General features: G+C 71.0%; 1 protein-coding gene. It reads right to left on the reverse strand.

Annotated features, from left to right (window positions below; genetic code table 11):
* Positions 1–245, reverse strand: a 245-nt coding sequence (locus KUM38_RS41435) for an acyltransferase domain-containing protein (RefSeq protein ID WP_217137309.1), incomplete at both ends; no start/stop codon positions are given.

A 245-nucleotide genomic window follows, 5' to 3' on the forward strand; every position in this document is an offset into this window, starting at 1 on the left:
AGCACCGTGCGGAACTCCGCGAGCATCGGCTCCATACGATGCGAATGGAAGGCATGACTGACCTGGAGCCGCTTCGTCTTGCGCCCCCCGGCCGCGAAACGGGCGGCGACCTCCAGTACGGCGTCCTCGTCACCCGAGACGACCACCGACGCCGGCCCGTTCACCGCGGCGACACATACCGCGCCCTCCAGCGCCGCCACCACCTCCGCCTCACTCGCCTGCACCGCCACCATCGCGCCGCCCGA

Origin of the sequence: Streptomyces sp. AC558_RSS880 (assembly GCF_019049255.1) — a bacterium.
GTDB lineage: Bacteria > Actinomycetota > Actinomycetes > Streptomycetales > Streptomycetaceae > Streptomyces.